This window comes from Williamsia muralis, assembly GCF_051487485.1.
In the GTDB taxonomy this organism is placed as follows: Bacteria; Actinomycetota; Actinomycetes; order Mycobacteriales; family Mycobacteriaceae; genus Williamsia; species Williamsia muralis_B.
Genome location: NZ_JAHVCV010000009.1, coordinates 54189 through 70952, shown reverse-complemented (window position 1 = coordinate 70952; position 16764 = coordinate 54189). Strand labels below are relative to the sequence as shown.

The following is a 16764-nucleotide window of genomic DNA, read 5'->3' as shown; positions in this document are numbered from 1 at the left end:
CGAGCCAACGGGCTCAATGTCACGAAAAAGACTGCAATACAACGTTTCAGGCCGCATCGGCAGCTCCCGATGCGGGTATCAGGAGGCAACAGATGATCCCACGTACAACCACCAACCAGGGCATACCGGTATCGAGTGACAACGAGTCGCTCACTGCCGGCACGCAGGGACCCATCCTGCTTCACGATCACTACCTGATCGAGAAGCTCGCTCAGTTCAACCGCGAGCGCGTTCCCGAGCGAGTGGTGCACGCAAAAGGTGGCGGAGCGTTCGGTGAGCTACGAATCACCGGCGACGTCTCCCGCTACACGAAGGCGAAGTTCCTTCAGCCGGGCAAGACCACCGAGTCGCTTGTCCGATTCTCCACTGTCGCAGGCGAACAGGGCAGCCCGGACACCTGGCGCGACCCGCGCGGATTTGCCGTGAAGTTCTACACCGAGGACGGGAACTACGACCTCGTCGGCAACAACACCCCGGTCTTCTTCATCAAGGACCCGATCAAGTTCCCGGATTTCATCCGTAGCCAGAAGCGACTGCCCGGCTCGGGCCTGCGTGACCACAACATGCAGTGGGACTTCTGGACACTGCGGCCGGAGTCGGCGCATCAGGTGACATGGCTGATGGGTGATCGTGGTATTCCGAAGACGTGGCGCCACATGGACGGATTCGGCTCGCACACCTACCAGTGGGTGAATGCTGCGGGCGAGCGCTTCTGGGTGAAGTACCACTTCAAGACCGATCAGGGCATCGAGTTCCTCACGCAGGCAGAGGCCGACACCCTCGCAGGCACCGACCCTGACCACCACCGTAAGGATCTGTACGAGTCCATCGAGAAGGGGAACTTCCCCAGTTGGACCCTCAAGGTCCAGGTGATGCCGGTGGCCGAGGCGGAGGGATATCGGTTCAACCCCTTCGATCTGACAAAGGTGTGGTCGCAGAAGGACTATCCGCTGATCGAGGTGGGCAAGTGGACACTCAATCGCAATCCGGAGAACTTCTTCTCCGAGATCGAATTGTCGTCATTCGAGCCGTCGAATGTCGTTCCGGGCATCGGCTTCTCGCCCGACAAGATGTTGCTGGGCCGGGTCTTCAGCTATGCGGACGCGCACCGCTACCGGATCGGCGCCAATTACGCTCAGCTGCCGGTGAACTCGGCCAAGGCCGCAGAGGTCAACACATACTCGAAAGAGGGTGCGATGGCGTACAACTTCAGCGGGCCACAGGTTCCTGTGTACGCACCGAACTCGTTCGACGGTCCACACGCCGATCCTGCAGCAGCTGGTGACGAAGGCCTGTGGGCCTTCGATGGCCAGGCGGTGCGGGCCGGGTACATCGAGCACGAGGAAGACGGCGACTTCACTCAAGCGGGCATTCTCTACCGCGAGGTCCTGAACGACGACGAGCGCGACCGTCTGGTGAGCAACATCGTCGGACACGTCTCGGATGGAGTGCGTGAGCCTGTACTTTCACGCGTTTTCGACTACTGGAAGAACGTCGATCCCGAACTCGGCAAGAAGGTCGAGGAAGGTGTTCGAGGCGGAATCTGAAGTTGGACATGCACTCAGGCAAGGCTGACCTCAGCGCTCACATGTCTGACCGGCCGTGACGGACCACGTCGCCATCGGTCAAGATGGTGTTGCCGGATACCGGCCGCACCAATTACTTCAACAGAGAGGAAAGTGCAATGAGCAACCCCATCACAAGCACTCTGAACGACGACCAGCAGTCGATCGCCGGAAAGGCGCTGCAGGAGACCTTGGTTGACCTGATCGACCTGTCGCTGATCGCCAAGCAGGCTCACTGGAACGTTGTCGGCAAGCAGTTCCGGTCGGTGCATCTCGAGCTCGACGAGCTGGTCACCGCCGCTCGCGACTTCACCGACGCCGCCGCCGAGCGGGCAACGGCCATCGGCGTCAGCCCGGACGGCCGGTCCGAGACCGTTGCAAAGACCGCGGGCACCAAGGGATTCGGCGAAGGCTGGACCAAGGACTCCGACGTTGTCGATGCGATCGTCGCGAACATCAAGACCGTGGTCGACGGTCTGCGGACGCGAATCAAGGCCACCGAAGAAGCTGATCCGGTCACCCAAGACCTCCTGATCAGCTTTGCAGCGCGGCTCGAGCAGCTGCACTGGATGTGGCAGGCGCAGGTCGCCTGACCAGATCGGCCGGCAAGTCCAGCGCGTCTCAGACGCGCTCGTAGAAGAGAGCCCCCACGGCACAGCCCCCTCGGCCGTGGGGGCTTTCGCATGCCGTATGCGGTCGGCGCCGTATCGAAGTACATTCACCTGGTGACGCGGCCCGATTCCCACCCCGAACTGCCCGGGGATCCCGACATCGGGGCTGCACGACCGTTGCACCTGCGTGCGGCCTCGCTCGCGATGGTCTTCGCGGGAGGCCTGCTGGGCACCGGTGCTCGCTACCTGATTGAGGACGCCTACCCGTTTCACCCCCCGCAGTGGCCGTGGGCCACCTTCCTGATCAATCTCGCCGGCGCTTTTGCACTGGGAATTGCCTTGGAAGCGCTGGCCAGGATGGGGGATGACACCGGGGGCCGACAGCGTTTGCGCCTGTTCTTCGGTACCGGATTCTGCGGGTCTTTCACCACCTACAGTGCCTTTGCTCTCGAGGCTTCTCTGCTCGGCCGGGATGGCGATGTTGTTGTCGCCGTGGCCTATCTGGCAACCTCTGTGATCCTTGGTGTGGTGATGGCCTGGGCGGGCATCGCTATTGCCACAAAGGCACGCGTGAGTCGATCGGCGCCTCGCCGATGATCGTTCTGGTGATGTTGGCCGGCGCAGCCGGAGCGGTGACCCGTTTTCTGGTCGACTCGGAGGTCAAACGTCGCCGTCCCTCAGTGTTCCCGTGGGGGACAGTGTTCATCAACATATCGGGCTCCTTGCTGATCGGGCTGGTGGCCGGAGTGGCGTTGTTCCACGGCCAGCCAAGCGCCTGGCAGACCATTGTCGGGACCGGATTCTGTGGCGGATACACAACATTCAGTACGGCCAGTGTCGAGACGGTGCGCCTCGTTCAACAGGGGCGCCACGGGCTGGCCCTTTGCAATGCGGTTGCCCCGCTAGCGCTTTCGGTGGGTGCGTGCGCGCTGGGGCTCTGGCTCGTTTATCTGGTGTGAGTCCAGATCCCGGACGTAGGACGGGTCTCGTGGTGCGCCGCGCGGTTCTCGCTCCCTTGACAAAACTAGAACACGTTCTAGTGTCGTTCTCAGGGGCCGGGAAACGGGTCGAGTCAATCCTGAGGGGGAATGGACAGTGGGGTATTTCGAGCATGGCGACGAGGGTTTTCATCCCTTGCCATTCGCCCAGAGTCAGTGGGCACCGAACTCGATCAACGGCTCGGCGTTGGCCGGGCTGATCGCGCATGCGCTCGAGAAAGACTGCGGTGCAGGCAGTTATCGACCTGCGAGATTCACCATGGACATCTTCCGGCAACCAGAGTTCGCTCCGATTCAAACCCGGGGCGCGGTGGTACGCGAAGGGCGCAGCATTCGAATCGTCGATATCCACGTTTACCAAGGGAACCGAACAGTGGCGCGGGCTTCGATGGTGTCGGTCACTCCGACCCGGGAGCCAGTGGGTGCCCGGTGGCGTCCGGTCAGTCCCTCCATGTCCCTGGACGAGCGGATCGCAGAAGCGTTGCCGCAACCTGGCATTTTGTGGGGCAGTGACGAACACCCTGATGGGTGGAGTGTGCCGATGCCGGAGCATCAGAATGCCAGTCGGAAACGGCTCTGGTTCGACCAGCCCTCCTTGTTTGACGACGTGGAGAACACGCCGCTAATTCGCGCAGCCATGCTCGGCGAGCTGACGAATACGCTTACGAGCTGGGGTGATCGGGGTGTCGGATTCATCAACCACGATGCGACCATCTTGCTGGCCCGTATGCCGATCGGGAACGTCGTGGGGATCGAAGCCGACAACCATCTGTCTGCAGATGGCATTGCCGCGGGCGCGGCCACCATGTGGGACTGTCAAGGTGCATTCGGAATGAGCATGGTGGGCGCGATTGCTCATTCGGCCGGCAGTCTCGATGCGTCGAGCGGACCGGATGATTGGCAGGAAGCCGACAGTTCTCACCGGGCTTCTTTCGACGCCGTCGAGTAGATGACGACAGCTGCGGACGGTCCTGTTAGGAGCGTTATGCCACCGACATGACTCGACCGGTTCATCTGAACAGATGACTATCGAATGTGTGTTCGATTGGCTAGACTGATAGCACGCTGATCGTCCGTTAGACCTGACTCTGAGATACGTGTGATTACGCCACCATTGTGATCGGCTGCCCAATGTTGATGTGCTCAATGTTGTTGTCTTGGAGGGGGTGTGGTGATGGCTGTTGTTGATCTGGTTGATGAGGTCATCGGTGCGGGGTTTCCTGATGATCCGACCGGGGTGGTGGCGGTGGTGAAAGACCTGATCACGCTGCGTAATGCTGTTGAGGCGCGGTTGGCGGCCGGTGCGGCGATCATCGACCGCCTTGGTGTGGCCAAATCTCTGGGGTCGACAACGTCGAAGGTGTTGCAGGCCAACGGCGCCGCCCCAGCAGCGGCGGCACGATGGCTACGAATCGGGACCGGTTTGGTGGGGTTGGATCGTACAGCCGGATACTTTCGGGACGGGTTCCTCTCCGCCGAGCCCGTCGACGCAGTTGTTCGGGGTATCAGCCATGTTCGCGGCCGGATGGTGGGTGTGATGAGTGAGGACGTCCGATCTGAGGTCGAACGAAAACTCCTGGCGCATGCGATCTCTGGTGCACCACCCGCCGAGATCGGCCAGATCGCCCGGGCAATGGGTAACGAGGTTGCGGAGGTGTCCGGTGGGGTGCCGGCCGCTGAGCACGCCTCGTTGAACAGCCTGGACTACGTCGTCACCAGTGATGGCCGGTTGTCGGGCAGGTTTGATGTGGATGCGGTGACCGGGGAGAAGATGATGTCCGTGCTCGATGTGTGGTCCAGACCCCGTCCCGAACCGGACGGGAGCGCCGATGCTCGCACACCGACGCAACGACGCGCTGATGCCCTGCACCAACTCCTCGACTGCGGTGGCGGTGGCGGTGGGCAGGGATTTGTGTCGGCGCCGAGAACGGAAGTGGCGGTGGCGGTTCCGGCTGATCATCCCGATCGGGCGGTGTTGCGGTGGATGGGGCCGGTCACCGAAGCAACCGCGGCAGCAGCTGCGTGTGATGCGGTGATCACCTCGATCACCCTGGACGGGCAGCAGGTGCCGATCGATTTGAGCCCACCCAAACGCCTGTTTGCCGGGCCGGTGCGTAAAGCGATCCTGATCCGAGATACCTGCTGCATCAAATGCGGGGCACCGGCGACCTGGTCAGACTGCCATCACATCGTGCACTGGGCTAACGGAGGACCCACCACCCTCGCGAATGGGTGCCTCCTCTGCCGCACCTGCCACCGCGCCGTGCACCACACCGACTGGGACATCGTCATGGGCACCGACGGACACCCCTGGCTCATCCCGCCCGCCGACATCGACCCCACCCGACAACCACTACCCGCCTACAACCGCCGAACCCTCACCCTCGCAGCATAAGTCGACCAGCAGCTGCCCTCCGCGCCCTCGATGTGGTCGAGACCGCGCAAGACCCTTGACAACTCCATAGTGTGAGCTCCGCGCGGATGTTGCGCGGATCCCCGGGCCTGCATGAGGCGTGATTGCGAGCCGTCAGTACTGCTGCTGGCCCGCCATCTGGGTCTGGATACGTTGCTGCAGGCGTTGCAGTCCCATGGTCGACAACCCGGGGATCTGGCTCTCCAGCTGGCGAACGAGGTTGTGGTCGTTGATCACCTTCTCGCTCGACTGGATGAGAACCGTTCCGGCGCCGGTGAAGTCGAACTGCTGTTCCTCGCCACTGGCGGCGCCCATCATCGCGGCTCCGGCGGCCATGTAGCCCGTGATCCACCCCTGGTCATAGTGGTGACTGGGGGAGGGGCAATCGGCCCAGCCGACCAGCGCCTCGGGGTCGACCCTCAACGGCGGTTCGGCGAACATGACCGGCCCGTTCGAGGACGCCAGGAACTTGCCGGTGCCGATGAGTGTCAAGTAGCCCGGGACGATTGACTGGTTCAGCTGCAACCCGGGCTCGAATGCCAACAGGTTGGCCGCACGAACCGTGAGGTTGCCGTCTTCGAGGTCGTACGAATTGATGTCGAAGCCGCGGTCACCGATGATCAGCGTTCCCTGGCCCTGGGCGATCACGTAGTCGCCCATGTACAACGGCGCGCTGATGGTGCCGGCCAGCGACTGCATCATCGCTGTCTGCATGCCTTGCACCAGAGCCTGGAACTGCATCTGTCCGTAGTAGGCGATCATGGCGCCCTTGGACATGATCCACGGCTTGGTCAGCTGCATGTAGTACGCGTACGTGTTGCCCGGAATGTTGTCGTCACCCTGCAGCATCGACGGATTCAAGATGTCGCTCATGGCTTTTCCCCTACAGCTTCTGTTCGGATGCTTGGACGAAAACGGTTCCTTGGCCCTGACACTGCAACTGCATGGCCTCGCCGGCGCCACGGCCGACCGCATCGCGCCAGCCCATCGTCGATTTGAGCTGCGTCTGGACGTTGCCGAACGTGCCGACGAAGGCCTGCGGATCCACGATCACCGGATATTGGCCGCCGACCTGAATCTCCAACACCTCACCGTGAGCCAACAACACGACCGAGCCCATGCCCTGGAGTTGAGTGGTGAACATGCCGTCGCCGGTCAATGCGCCGGTGGCAGCTCCGCGTAGAGCGCCCATGATTCCGCCGCCTCGACCGCCGCCGCCCCCGCCCTGCGAGGTCATCGAGACAATCGAGGCCTGCAGACCGGACGTGTAGCCAAGCGTGCGCGACGCGTCGGCGGTGACCGTTCCCCCCTGGGGCATGTCTATGACATGGACTGCGAGACCGGCAAACCCGTAGTGCACGTCGCCATTTCCCTGCGCAAGCATCGTGGCCTCGTGCTCGCCGCGCATCATCCGGCCCGCCATGCCCGCGACGGCACCCATGCCGCCCATTCCCGGCATGCCACCCCCTCCTGCGCCGGGGATCTGATGCGGCGAGAACTGCACCTGACCGGTGTAGAAGAGCATCGCGCCCTTACGCGCGACCACGCCACCGGCGTGACCGACGTTGACCTTGACCACTTTCGAGTTCACCTTTTCGAAGACCATTGCACTCACCGTTCCGCCGGCTGGATGGACACAACACCCTGACCCTGCCACCGCAGCGAGAAAGCCTCGCCACCGTCCTGGCCCATCATCGACCGCCAGCTGACGTCGGTGACAAACGATTGCTGCAGTTGACCTTTGGCAGAGACAAACGCATCAGGGTCGACCACCAGAGGCATGTTCGGGCTCACCTCGAGATGAATCAGAGGACCGCCGGCCGACAGCAGGGCCACCTGACCCGTGCCCGACACCGTCGTGGTGAAAAGACCTTGCCCGCTGGACATTCCGCCGAGTCCCGAGAACTGGACATTGGTTTGGAGGTTACCGGCCATCGCCAGCAACTGCCGCGACTCCACCTGAATCGTCTCGTTGTTCAGCTGCAACACCGTTGTGTACTGAGCGCCGATCGCGAGGTGAACCAGGCCATTGCCCGTGCACTCCATCAGCTTGAGCGATTCACCGGTGGCCTTTTGTTTGAGGCCGGCGAGCACACCCGCTCCGCCGCCGAATCCGGCTGCCTTGAACTCGACCTGTCCCTGGTACGAGACCATCGACCCACTGACGGCCTTGATCGATGTGTTGTTGAGCCGCGCCTCGACCACGCGTTTGGTCAATCCGAATAACTCGGCCATGTTGTGCGTCCTCTGAGTTCAAGCGTGCTGAGCGATGACTGACATATCGTAGGCACCAGCAACCCCGGTGAACAGCCCGAATCCTCGGTTCGACTGACGTCCGCACACATGGTTCGTCACGCTGCGCCGCCGAGCGCAGCCGGAATGCCCGATGGGTTCGACCAGACGGACGTGAGCGCTGGTCGCCTGCCGTAACGTGACCGGCGTGAATGATGCGTCGTGGGGTGCGGTAGGTGTCGGGATTTTTCTCATCGCGGTGGTGTTCGGTATCGGCCTGTATGTCCGGTACAGGCAGAACGAGGCAGCTCGGCTGGACCACGACGTCGATCTCGCGGTGAAACTGCGGACGATCGCAGGCCAGGACCCGGTTCGGGCCGCGGCGGTCGACGAGTTCGAGACGGCTATCTACGAGCGGTTGTTCTACGCATCCACGGTCGGACCACGAGCGCGGGGCGCGGCATGGGCCCTGTTGGGTGCCGTGCTCGCGGCGTTCGGTGCACTCTGGGTCCGCGACGGAGGTGGAGTCATCACTGACGTCGTGCACTACGGATTGGCCGCTGTGGCAGCCGGTTTCGCTCTGACCTTCTTGGTGTTTCTGGGGCTGACGCTGTACGCGGCAACCAGCATGCCGCGGATTTCGTTTGCGGACTCGTATGCCGACGAGCCCGAAAACTCCACCGACTGAGGCGAACCCACTGTCGGCGAGGTCTGATCTGTTCGGCAGCTCTCAGTAGGGTTGGTAGCCGTACGTCGGCGGTTGCACAGGTGCCGTTCTGCGGCCGAACACGATGCCGGCGAGGCTCGTCCCGGTGACCACCAACAGGGTCAGGGTGGCGAGCACGGCGCCCGGGCCCGTCGAGAAGTTGTTGGTCGCCTCGAAGACCTCGGACTCGAAGTCCGACTCGAACAAAATGCAGATGCTCGGCGCTGCCAAGAAGATGATCGCCAGCAGCAGGTGCAGAACCGACAGGACAAAGATGGCGATCGAATTGCCGAAACGTCCGATGTTGCACAGAACAAGCAGACCCAGAATGGCGACCGGTAGTACAAAGAGCGGAAGGAACACCCCGGCATAGGGAGCTCCGCTCGCCCCCGATCCCAGATCAACCGATTCGCCCGCTTCGAACACCTGCCCCCAACCGTTGACCGAGGCTCGCGGGCCGCTGCTTGTCTTCGGCTCGAAAGACGCCCAGGTCAGCCAGCCGTAGGCAACCATGAGCAGAGCCCCGACTAGCGCTGCGGCACCGAAGGCGCGCGTGAGCCCGACCGCACCCGGCTTGGTATCAAAGCCCGGCGTCGACCCCCCGAACTGCGGTACCCCGAACTGCGGGACCCCATATTGAAGGGTCCCGTACTGCGCGGGTTGCGAAAACTGCTGCGCGCTCGGCTGATACGGCGGTGGGTACGGCACGAACTGATCGAAGGGCTGGGCAGGCGGGTAGGGATTGAAACCACTCTGGTCGACGTGACCGGGGTGGTGAGGGTCAGCGGGTGCGGCGAAGTGCTGCGTGGGTTGCGCGCCGTCGCCGGGCCGGCGGTCAGCCTTGGTCAGGTCGGGACGTGAGCCGGAAGCGTCGCCCGGATCGCTGGTCATGATGTCTGCAAACCCCCGCTGTCGATGTCCGTGTTGCCGGTGCACACATCGTAGACACGGACAGCTCGTGGTTCAGCTGGCGCAACCGAAGCGGACGCGAAACGCAGTGGGCGTGATACCGACGATGGCCGAGAAATGGTGTCGCAGCAGGGTCGCCGAACTGAAACCCACCTGACGGGCCACTTCCTCGATGCCGAGATCGGTGGTTTCCAGCAGACTCTGCGCGGCGAGAACCCGCTGCTCGGTGAGCCAGCGCAACGGGCTGGTGCCCACCTCGTCGGCGAACCTGCGGGCAAAAGTGCGCGGGGACATGTGTGCTTTGGTGGCCATGTCCGCGATCGAGATGTCCTCCTTCAGATTGCGCAGCATCCAGTTGAGCACGCGACCGAATCCGTCCTCATCACATTCCGGCACAGGCGCTTTCACGAACTGCCGCTGCCCGCCTTCGCGTTGCGGAGGGACCACCATTCGGCGGGCGATCTTGTTCGCGATCGTCGGCCCATGCTCGGTGCGGACCAGGTGCAGACTGGCGTCGATGCCGGCTGCTGTACCGGCGCTGGTGATGATGTTGCCCTCTTGGACGTACAGCACATCGGTGTTGACGTCGACGTCTGGGAACAGCTCGGCCATCTGCTTGCCGTACTTCCAGTGGGTGCTCGCCGATCGACCGCCGAGCAGGCCGGACGCGGCGACGACAAACGAGCCCGTGCAGACCGACAGGATGTATGCGCCTCGAGCGTCGGCTGCACGGAGTACATCGAGCACCGCCTCGGGGAAGTCGGTCCGGACTTGCCCGGCCGGTATCGCCACCAGGTCCACATCGGCGCACGCCTCGAGCCCGTACTGCGGAATGACCTGGGCACCGGTCGTGAAGTTCAGCGGCTTGCCCGGTTCGATACCGCAGACGCGGTAGTCGAACTTCGGTACACCCTCGTCGGTGCGGTCCACACCGAATACCTCGCTGACCACGCCGTACTCGAAGGCGGCGACGGGCTCTTGCAGGATTACGGCAACGGAGCGCAGCATGCCAACCAGTATGGCAGAAAATATGCGAAGACTGGCAAAACAGCCAGTGGTGGCACTATCTGTTCGGGCGCATAGTTTCAGACATGGAAATCGCAATCATCTTGATCCCAGTCCTCATCATCGCCTTCATCGCGTTCTACGAGAACGCCAAGAAGACTGCACATCTACCGCGCGCCCCGTTCGGATTGGACGCCGAGTACGGCCCCGATTCCGCACGGGTGCGCGACGAGTTGGAAACCTTGACGCGCCGCTAGAAGCGCGTCGGAAAGACCCTCGGGAGAGTCCGGAGGGTCAGACGACGTGGAACGCGGTGATGCCGCGCGCCGGCAGGTCATCGAGGATCGGTTTGATGTTGGTGCCGGTCTCCGGCCCGATGCATCCGATGAAGTAGTAGGCGTTGACCATTCCGACGAGTCGGTCGCCGACCACCACGGGGCTACCCGAGTCTCCCTCGACCACGCAGATCTGGCTGGTGTGCGCTGAGCCGTCCGAGAACCACGTGATGCCACAGGTGTTGGCGGTGGTGCGTCCCTGTTTGCAGCCGATCTCCGGGAAGGTCGGGGCCTGCGTGCGGATGCCACGGATGGTGACGCCGCCGACGCGCTGAACGGGGTTCACCTTCGCTGAATCGAAGCGGATGATCCCGTAGTCGAGGTCGCGGTGCGTGAAGGTGACCTGGCCGACCGGTCCGAGTCCTTGGGCGGCTTCGACGAACACTGCCTTGCCGGCGGGGCCACAGTGACCTGCGGTGAGACCCACCAAGATGTTGTTCTGGTCGCGGCCGATCGCGGTCAGTGTGCAGGCGCTCGCGGTGCCCCTGTCCTTGTCCACCAAGATTCCTGTCCCACCGCCGATGTTGGCCTTTACGGGCGCAGCTGAAGCGGTGGACACCCCCAGTGCTGTCAGTGCGACCAACGCGCACAGAGTTGCAATGAGTGTGGCGGCCTTCTTGAACATCAATTCCTCACGGTAAATCTGCCGGGACAATGAGGAACCTACCAGCCGTGTCGCGCATCACTGGCACCGTCGCAGGGGCTCGGGTCCGTACCGATCGGTCCGTCGTGAGCGTCTGTCAGGGCGTCCAGAGTGGCGAAATGAGCGGGAGCACAGTCGAATCCGGCTCTCATCGACTGTGCAGCCGCGTGCGATCAGCGGGTGTGAGAGCCGTCGGGTTCTCGGAGATCGACGTCCCCACACCCGCCGGAGATCACTTGGGCGGACGGGCCACGCACTGGGCCAGGTACAGCTGGTCACCCAACGTGTTCATCAGTTCGAGCTGCGTCTGCAGGTAGTCGACGTGACCTTCCTCGTCGGCCAGGATCTTCTCGAGCAGGATCGCGCTGGTCGAGTCCTGCTTGTCGCGGCACAGCACGATTCCGGGCTTGAGGCGTGCGACCACGTCGAGTTCGATCTGCAGGTCACTCTCGAACTGCTCACGCAACGTCTGTCCGACCTTGAGCGAGAACAGCCGCTGGTAATTGGGCAGACCGTCCAGCAGCAGGATCCGGTCGGTGAGTGCCTCGGCGTGGTTCATCTCCTCGAACGACTCGGCACGGGTCTGAGCGGCGATCTCCGTGTACCCCCAGCTGTCCTGCATCTTCGAATGCAGGAAGTACTGGTTGATGGCGGTGAGTTCGCTGGTCAGCTGCTCGTTGAGCAGTTTGAGAACTTCTGGATCTCCTTGCATGAAATCTCCTCACATCGAAGAGCACGTCGTGTCGCCAACGGGAGGGCTGGTCCCGGAGGGGCTGTGCAACACACGCGTCCGGAATCAATTTATCTCGGTACGATGCTGTTTTGGTGACAACGACCGGACCTCGGCGGCAGGATGGATCAATGACCCAGCACTCTCGAATCCTGGCCTCGGACTTCTCGCTGCCGAGTGACGAGGGAATCGTTGATGTTCTGTCTGCAAACAACGAGTCGCTCGCGAAGCTGGGTGCCCATCACATGGTGGTCTACAGCGGGCTGCATGATCCGCGGCGCGTATTCGCCACGCTGGGTTTGCATGACCGCGGATCCATCGACAAGCTGCTCCGCAATCCTGCGGTCATGGATTGGTTCGACGCGGCCGGCGTGGAGGAGATCCCTCCTCTGTTCGCGGGCGAGGTTGTGGAGAAGATCGATCTGGTGGACGAGCCGACTGACCACACTGGCATCATCGTCGCTGCAATCGCGCCGATCGACAACGTGGATGTTCTGCTCGCGAAGGTTCGGGGCAGCCTGCGGAGGTTCATCGCTGCAGGAGTCCGGCGTGTCTGGATCTACCGGGCGTTCGATGACCGGAACGAGGTCATGATCCTGCAGGAACTCGACACCGAAGAGCACGCGATCGCCTGGGTGGAACAGCCTGACGCTGCTGCCGAATGGATGTCCGGTGCGGGAGTCGGTGTGTATCCGCCGCTGTTCGTGGGCAAGTTGCAGCGGATACTGGAACTGCAGTTGCAGGCCTAGGTATCGGACTTCGTCATGTATGTGTGTCTGTGCCAAGGAGTTACGAGTCACGTCGTCGAGCAGGCCGTGGCCGACGGTGCGCGTACCTCCAAAGAGGTCGCCAACGCCTGCGGTGCCGGTCGTGACTGCGGCAGATGTCGACGCACCGTGCGTGCGATCATCGAGGCCCACTTCGCGGACGTGCCCACGGCCGGCGTCCAGCCGTAGGCGACGTCCGCCGAGCCTCAGGTCAGTGCGTTGAGTTGGTCCAGAGTTGTTGTGGCGTCGAGGTATTCCTGAACCCACCGTTCGATGACCGCAGCGGACTTCTCCACTTTGGTGAACTGCCCGACCACCTGGCCGACGGGATTGAAAGCGACGTCCACGGTCTGGTCGGGGTAGCGGTGTGTTGCGGCGACCGCCATCCCGGACACCATGTACTGCAACGGCATTCCGAGCGGCTCGGGGTTCTCCGGCTTTTCCCAGGCCTCGGTCCAGTCGTTGCGCAACATCCGGCACGGCTTGCCGGTGAAGGAACGGCTGCGAACGGTGTCACGGCTGCTTGCCGACACATAGGCGGCCTGTTGCACGGCGGTGTTCTCCGACTCCTCGACCATCAGCCACTGCGAACCCGTCCAGGCACCCTGGGTGCCGAGAGCGAGAGCGGCCGCGATCTGCTGGCCGCTGCCGATGCCACCGGCGGCCAGAACCGGAATCGGCGCAACTTCTTTGACCACCTGCGGCCACAAGACGATGGATCCGACCTCGCCGCAGTGGCCGCCACCCTCGCCGCCCTGGGCGATGATGATGTCCACGCCGGCGTCGGCATGCTTGCGGGCCTGCTTGGGTGACCCGCACAGCGCGGCCACCTTGCGGCCGGCCTCGTGGATGTGGGCGATCATCTCCGCAGGCGGTGTGCCGAGGGCATTCGCGATGAGGCTGACCTTGGGATGCTGGAGCGCGATCTCGACCTGAGGGGTCGCGGTGGCCTCGGTCCACCCCAGGAGCTGGAGCGAGTTCTCTTCGTCCTCGGGCAGCGGAACACCGTGGTCGAGAAGGATTTTGCGGCCGAAGTCCAGGGTTTCGGCCGGGACCATCGACTGCAACATGGACGTGAGTTCCTCGGCAGACAGGTTGGAGTCCATGCCCTCGTACTTGTTGGGAATCACGATGTCGACGCCATAAGGATGGTCACCGATGTGCTCATCGATCCAGTTGAGTTCGATCTCCAACTGTTCCGGGGTGAATCCGACCGCACCCAGCACGCCGAATCCGCCGGCCTTGCTCACGGCGACCACGACGTCGCGGCAGTGGGTGAACGCGAAGATGGGGAACTCGATGCCGAGATCATCACAGATTGGGGTGTGCATGGTGTGCCTCGCAATGCCGGGTATTCAACATGAACATGCTCCGAAATAGAACGTGTTCTAGTTGTGTACCCCGTCGCGCGACGGTTTACAACCCCAGGTACCCGGGTCAGCTCAGATGCTCGGGCTGCGGTTGGGTCTTGTGACTCCAGTCCGATCCGGTCGAGTCCTGATCGGCGGAGTTCTCGGTGGCTCTGCCCTGGCCGGCCGGAACCAGTGAGACGATGATCGACTTCGATGTGGGGCAATTGCTCTGCAGCGCGGTCGAGTCCAGTGGGACAAGGGGATTGGTCTCGGGATAGTAGGCAGCAGCCGAACCCCGTGGTGTCGCGTACTCCACGATCCGAAACGAGGGCGCACACCGCACGTTGTCGTCGTCATCCCATTTGGTGACGATGTCGACGATGTCGCCGTTCCGAAATCCCAGCGCGGAGATGTCTTCGCGGTGCACGAACACAACACGTCGACCACCCTCGATACCGCGGTAGCGGTCGCTGAAACCGTAGATGGTGGTGTTGAACTGGTCGTGGCTCCGAAGTGTCTGCAGGATCAGGTGATTCGGCGGGACCTGGAGGACATCGATCGGGGAGACGGCGAACTCGCCGAGACCCGACTCGGTGTCGAAGGTCCGGGAGTCCCGAGGTGGGTGGGGCAGGATGAACCCGCCGGGCCTGCGGACATTCACCTCGTAGCCTTCGCATCCGGGCACCACCTGCGCGATGTGCGCTCGGATGTTGCGGTAGTCGTCGCGCATGGCTTTCCAATTGATGCCATGCCGGTCGCCGATGGTGGCTTCGGCTATCGAGGTGATGATCGCGACCTCGGACTTGAGGTGTGGGCTCGCCGGAGGGAGCGGTCCACGCGAGGCGTGCACCGAGCAGGTCGAATCCTCTACCGAGATGTACTGCTGCCCACTGGCTTGCACGTCCTTCTCCGTGCGGCCGAGGGTCGGCAGGATCAAAGCGGTCTGGCCGCACACCAGGTGGCCCCGGTTGATCTTCGTGGAGATCTGCACGGTCATCCGAACCTTGCGCAGCGCGCCGAAGGTGACGTCGCTGTCCGGGGTTGCCTGGGCGAAGTTGCCGCCCAGACCCAGGAAGAAGTGCGCCTTGCCGTCGCGCATCGCCCGGATGGAGTCGACGGTGTCGAGCCCGTGCTCGCGCGGGGGATCGAACCCGAACTCCTTCTGGATGGCGTCGAGGAAGTGCTGCGGGGGCCGTTCCCAGATGCCCATCGTGCGGTCGCCCTGCACGTTCGAATGCCCCCGCACGGGGAACAATCCCGCGCCCGGCTTGCCGATGTTGCCCTGTGCGAAAGCGAGGTTGGTGACCTCTTTGATGGTGGCGACGGCATTACGATGCTGCGTCAGTCCCATCGCCCAGCAGAACACCGTGGCTTTCGAATCCCGCAGGAGCTCGGCAGCTTCGGTGATCTGTGCGCGCGAGAGTCCGGTGGTGGAGGTGACGACATCCCAGTCGACGGCACTGACATGCTCGCGCCACGCGTCGAATCCGGTGGTGTGCGCGTCGATGAAGTCGTGGTCCAGCGCGTCCCACTCCACGAGTAGGGATCCGAACGCCTGGAAGAGCGCGAGGTCGCCGTTCAGGGCGATCGGCAGGAACATGTCGGTCAGGTCGGTGCCCGGCCCGACCATGCCGCGGGGCGTCTGTGGATTCTTGAAGTTGACGAGTCCGGCTTCGCGCAGCGGGTTGATCGACAGGATCTTCGCACCGTTCTGCTTCGCCTTCTCCAGGGCGGAAAGCATCCGCGGGTGGTTGGTGCCCGGATTCTGGCCGGCGATGATGATCAGCTCGGCGTTGTAGACGTCATCCAGGGTGACGCTTGCCTTGCCGATCCCGATCGATTCCTGCAGTGCGATGGACGTGGACTCGTGACACATGTTCGAGCAGTCAGGCATGTTGTTGGTGCCGTAAGCGCGCGCGAACAGCTGGTAGACGAAGGCGGACTCGTTCGAGGCCCGACCCGATGTGTAGAAGACGGCTTCGTCGGGTGAGGCGAGACCGTTGAGTTCGTCGCCGATGAGCGCGAAAGCGTCGTCCCAGTCGATGGGTTCGTAGTGGGTTCCGCCGGGACGCTTGATCATCGGATGAGTGATACGCCCCTGCTGACCCAGCCAGTGCTCGGTGCGTCCGGACAGATCATCGATGCTGTGTGCGGAAAAGAACTCCGGAGTCGCCCGGGTGGTGGTTCCCTCCTCGGCCACCGCCTTGGCGCCGTTCTCACAGAACTCGGCGGCGTGGCGGTGGCCCGGGTCGGGGTCCGGCCACGCGCAGCTCATGCAGTCGAAGCCCTCGGCCTGATTCAATTTGAGCAGCGTCTTGGCGGTCCGGACCGCCCCCATGTGGCCGAGGGCGCGTTTCATCGAGACGGCGACGGCAGTGGCGCCCGCCGCATGAGACTTCGGCTTCTCGATGTCGAGCTGTGCGAGATCCAGCTCGTTCTGCTGTTCGTCCGCGTCCGGGTCCGGCATGTCGGCCTCCTACAACTCCGAGTCCACCGAG

The 16764-nt window shown here is 63.0% G+C and carries 19 protein-coding genes; 10 read left to right on the top strand and 9 right to left on the bottom strand.

Annotated features, from left to right (window positions below; genetic code table 11):
• Positions 1 to 92 precede the first annotated feature (92 nt).
• The 6 genes from KXR83_RS22065 (at position 93) to KXR83_RS22040 (ending at position 5569) form a co-directional block, all read left to right on the top strand.
• Positions 93 to 1547, top strand: coding sequence for a catalase (locus KXR83_RS22065; RefSeq protein ID WP_437426676.1), 1455 nt, complete (start codon positions 93 to 95; stop codon positions 1545 to 1547).
• Between the two features lie 137 nt (positions 1548 to 1684).
• The gene (locus tag KXR83_RS22060) at positions 1685 to 2158 is read left to right on the top strand and encodes a Dps family protein (protein ID WP_437426675.1); all 474 of its coding nucleotides are present in this window, start codon (positions 1685 to 1687) and stop codon (positions 2156 to 2158) included.
• A 132-nt stretch (positions 2159 to 2290) separates the two neighbouring features.
• Positions 2291 to 2773 (top strand): fluoride efflux transporter FluC, encoded by a 483-nt coding sequence (locus KXR83_RS22055; RefSeq protein WP_437426674.1) that lies wholly within the window; start codon positions 2291 to 2293, stop codon positions 2771 to 2773.
• A complete protein-coding gene (crcB, locus tag KXR83_RS22050; RefSeq protein ID WP_437426673.1) occupies positions 2770 to 3135 on the top strand; it encodes a fluoride efflux transporter CrcB in 366 nt (121 codons plus the stop codon). The genes KXR83_RS22055 and crcB overlap by 4 nt, the downstream gene beginning before the upstream one ends.
• Positions 3136 to 3271: 136 nt before the next feature.
• Complete coding sequence (locus KXR83_RS22045; RefSeq protein ID WP_437426672.1) at positions 3272 to 4123, top strand: acyl-CoA thioesterase domain-containing protein; 852 nt, start codon at positions 3272 to 3274, stop codon at positions 4121 to 4123.
• 225 nt (positions 4124 to 4348) lie between these two features.
• Entirely contained in the window at positions 4349 to 5569 is a 1221-nt protein-coding gene (locus KXR83_RS22040; RefSeq protein WP_437426671.1) for an HNH endonuclease, read from the top strand.
• A 132-nt stretch (positions 5570 to 5701) separates the two neighbouring features.
• Here KXR83_RS22040 and KXR83_RS22035 read toward each other — a convergent pair whose 3' ends face one another.
• From KXR83_RS22035 to KXR83_RS22025, 3 genes are read right to left on the bottom strand one after another with little or no spacing between them, the layout of a single operon-like run.
• Positions 5702 to 6460 (bottom strand): AIM24 family protein, encoded by a 759-nt coding sequence (locus KXR83_RS22035; RefSeq protein ID WP_030168954.1) that lies wholly within the window; start codon positions 6458 to 6460, stop codon positions 5702 to 5704.
• A 10-nt stretch (positions 6461 to 6470) separates the two neighbouring features.
• Entirely contained in the window at positions 6471 to 7193 is a 723-nt protein-coding gene (locus KXR83_RS22030) for an AIM24 family protein (protein ID WP_437426670.1), read from the bottom strand.
• A 5-nt stretch (positions 7194 to 7198) separates the two neighbouring features.
• On the bottom strand, positions 7199 to 7822 hold the full coding sequence (locus KXR83_RS22025; protein ID WP_437426669.1) for an AIM24 family protein: 624 nt from the start codon (positions 7820 to 7822) through the stop codon (positions 7199 to 7201).
• 205 nt (positions 7823 to 8027) lie between these two features.
• Between KXR83_RS22025 and KXR83_RS22020 the strand changes: the two genes are divergently transcribed.
• Positions 8028 to 8507: a hypothetical protein gene (locus KXR83_RS22020; protein WP_437426668.1), complete on the top strand. Its 480-nt coding sequence runs from the start codon at positions 8028 to 8030 to the stop codon at positions 8505 to 8507.
• A 42-nt stretch (positions 8508 to 8549) separates the two neighbouring features.
• Here the strand turns inward: KXR83_RS22020 and KXR83_RS22015 are convergent, their stop codons facing one another.
• The gene (locus KXR83_RS22015) at positions 8550 to 9416 is read right to left on the bottom strand and encodes a hypothetical protein (protein ID WP_437426667.1); all 867 of its coding nucleotides are present in this window, start codon (positions 9414 to 9416) and stop codon (positions 8550 to 8552) included.
• Positions 9417 to 9488: 72 nt separating this feature from the next.
• Positions 9489 to 10442 (bottom strand): GlxA family transcriptional regulator, encoded by a 954-nt coding sequence (locus KXR83_RS22010; protein WP_437426666.1) that lies wholly within the window; start codon positions 10440 to 10442, stop codon positions 9489 to 9491.
• Between the two features lie 83 nt (positions 10443 to 10525).
• On the opposite strand from KXR83_RS22010, the gene KXR83_RS22005 reads away from it, so the two are divergent.
• Entirely contained in the window at positions 10526 to 10696 is a 171-nt protein-coding gene (locus KXR83_RS22005; protein WP_023956478.1) for a hypothetical protein, read from the top strand.
• Between the two features lie 37 nt (positions 10697 to 10733).
• On the opposite strand, the gene KXR83_RS22000 is transcribed toward KXR83_RS22005, so the two are convergent.
• Together KXR83_RS22000 and bfr are read right to left on the bottom strand one after the other, a co-directional pair.
• Positions 10734 to 11399 (bottom strand): serine protease, encoded by a 666-nt coding sequence (locus tag KXR83_RS22000; RefSeq protein WP_437426781.1) that lies wholly within the window; start codon positions 11397 to 11399, stop codon positions 10734 to 10736.
• 250 nt (positions 11400 to 11649) lie between these two features.
• Entirely contained in the window at positions 11650 to 12129 is a 480-nt protein-coding gene (bfr, locus tag KXR83_RS21995) for a bacterioferritin (protein ID WP_437426665.1), read from the bottom strand.
• 149 nt (positions 12130 to 12278) lie between these two features.
• On the opposite strand from bfr, the gene KXR83_RS21990 reads away from it, so the two are divergent.
• The gene (locus KXR83_RS21990; RefSeq protein ID WP_437426664.1) at positions 12279 to 12896 is read left to right on the top strand and encodes a fatty-acid--CoA ligase; all 618 of its coding nucleotides are present in this window, start codon (positions 12279 to 12281) and stop codon (positions 12894 to 12896) included.
• A 15-nt stretch (positions 12897 to 12911) separates the two neighbouring features.
• A complete protein-coding gene (locus KXR83_RS21985) occupies positions 12912 to 13103 on the top strand; it encodes a (2Fe-2S)-binding protein (RefSeq protein WP_030168973.1) in 192 nt (63 codons plus the stop codon).
• 17 nt (positions 13104 to 13120) lie between these two features.
• On the opposite strand, the gene KXR83_RS21980 is transcribed toward KXR83_RS21985, so the two are convergent.
• Together KXR83_RS21980 and KXR83_RS21975 are read right to left on the bottom strand one after the other, a co-directional pair.
• Entirely contained in the window at positions 13121 to 14245 is a 1125-nt protein-coding gene (locus KXR83_RS21980; protein WP_437426663.1) for a nitronate monooxygenase, read from the bottom strand.
• Between the two features lie 106 nt (positions 14246 to 14351).
• A complete protein-coding gene (locus KXR83_RS21975) occupies positions 14352 to 16733 on the bottom strand; it encodes an FdhF/YdeP family oxidoreductase (protein ID WP_437426662.1) in 2382 nt (793 codons plus the stop codon).
• Positions 16734 to 16764 lie beyond the last annotated feature (31 nt).

Bases quoted from the DNA above. Each gene is read 5' to 3' on its own strand.
- KXR83_RS22065 (WP_437426676.1), top strand. From the start codon at position 93: ATGATCCCACGTACAACCACCAACCAGGGCATACCGGTATCGAGTGAC.
- KXR83_RS22060 (WP_437426675.1), top strand. From the start codon at position 1,685: ATGAGCAACCCCATCACAAGCACTCTGAACGACGACCAGCAGTCGATC.
- crcB (WP_437426673.1), top strand. From the start codon at position 2,770: ATGATCGTTCTGGTGATGTTGGCCGGCGCAGCCGGAGCGGTGACCCGT.
- KXR83_RS22040 (WP_437426671.1), top strand. From the start codon at position 4,349: ATGGCTGTTGTTGATCTGGTTGATGAGGTCATCGGTGCGGGGTTTCCT.
- KXR83_RS22035 (WP_030168954.1), bottom strand. From the start codon at position 6,460: ATGAGCGACATCTTGAATCCGTCGATGCTGCAGGGTGACGACAACATT.
- KXR83_RS22030 (WP_437426670.1), bottom strand. From the start codon at position 7,193: ATGGTCTTCGAAAAGGTGAACTCGAAAGTGGTCAAGGTCAACGTCGGT.
- KXR83_RS22025 (WP_437426669.1), bottom strand. From the start codon at position 7,822: ATGGCCGAGTTATTCGGATTGACCAAACGCGTGGTCGAGGCGCGGCTC.
- KXR83_RS22015 (WP_437426667.1), bottom strand. From the start codon at position 9,416: ATGACCAGCGATCCGGGCGACGCTTCCGGCTCACGTCCCGACCTGACC.
- KXR83_RS22010 (WP_437426666.1), bottom strand. From the start codon at position 10,442: ATGCTGCGCTCCGTTGCCGTAATCCTGCAAGAGCCCGTCGCCGCCTTC.
- KXR83_RS22005 (WP_023956478.1), top strand. From the start codon at position 10,526: ATGGAAATCGCAATCATCTTGATCCCAGTCCTCATCATCGCCTTCATC.
- KXR83_RS22000 (WP_437426781.1), bottom strand. From the start codon at position 11,399: ATGTTCAAGAAGGCCGCCACACTCATTGCAACTCTGTGCGCGTTGGTC.
- bfr (WP_437426665.1), bottom strand. From the start codon at position 12,129: ATGCAAGGAGATCCAGAAGTTCTCAAACTGCTCAACGAGCAGCTGACC.
- KXR83_RS21990 (WP_437426664.1), top strand. From the start codon at position 12,279: ATGACCCAGCACTCTCGAATCCTGGCCTCGGACTTCTCGCTGCCGAGT.
- KXR83_RS21985 (WP_030168973.1), top strand. From the start codon at position 12,912: ATGTATGTGTGTCTGTGCCAAGGAGTTACGAGTCACGTCGTCGAGCAG.
- KXR83_RS21980 (WP_437426663.1), bottom strand. From the start codon at position 14,245: ATGCACACCCCAATCTGTGATGATCTCGGCATCGAGTTCCCCATCTTC.
- KXR83_RS21975 (WP_437426662.1), bottom strand. From the start codon at position 16,733: ATGCCGGACCCGGACGCGGACGAACAGCAGAACGAGCTGGATCTCGCA.